Source organism: Rhizobium sp. Leaf321 (assembly GCF_001423215.1).
GTDB lineage: Bacteria > Pseudomonadota > Alphaproteobacteria > Rhizobiales > Rhizobiaceae > Neorhizobium > Neorhizobium soli.
This window is the reverse complement of sequence record NZ_LMOF01000008.1, coordinates 753,348-753,702: the sequence shown is the minus strand read 5'-3', so window position 1 is coordinate 753,702 and position 355 is coordinate 753,348. Positions and strand designations below refer to the sequence as shown.

Genomic DNA, 355 nt, shown 5'->3' with positions numbered 1-355 from the left:
TTCGTGGCTGTAGAAGCCCTTGTCGCGGCCCGGGCCACCATTCGAGGCGTAACCGAACATGTCACCGCCGTCGACATAGCGGAAGCGGTAGCCGACATCGGCCTTGACGTTGCAGGTCACGTCGATGGTTGCGCCAGCCATCAGAGCACCGGTCGCGCGCCACGAGCCCTTGCCGCCGTGTTCTACCGAATCATCGCACAGCGCCGGGTTTCCGGTGGCGCAGGATGTGTTGCGCAGCTTGTCCCATTTCACGTAGGTCGCACCGATACCGGCACCGACATAGGGCGTGAAATAGGCGTATGTGCCGAGGTCGACATAGACGTTGGCGAGAAGGCTATAGGCCCTCATCGATGCA

At 61.7% G+C, this 355-nt stretch carries 1 protein-coding gene; it reads right to left on the bottom strand.

Going from position 1 to position 355, the window contains the following annotated elements; genetic code table 11:
• Positions 1-355 (bottom strand): opacity family porin (locus ASF70_RS20680; protein WP_280136599.1); only part of this gene is annotated, 355 nt, incomplete at both ends.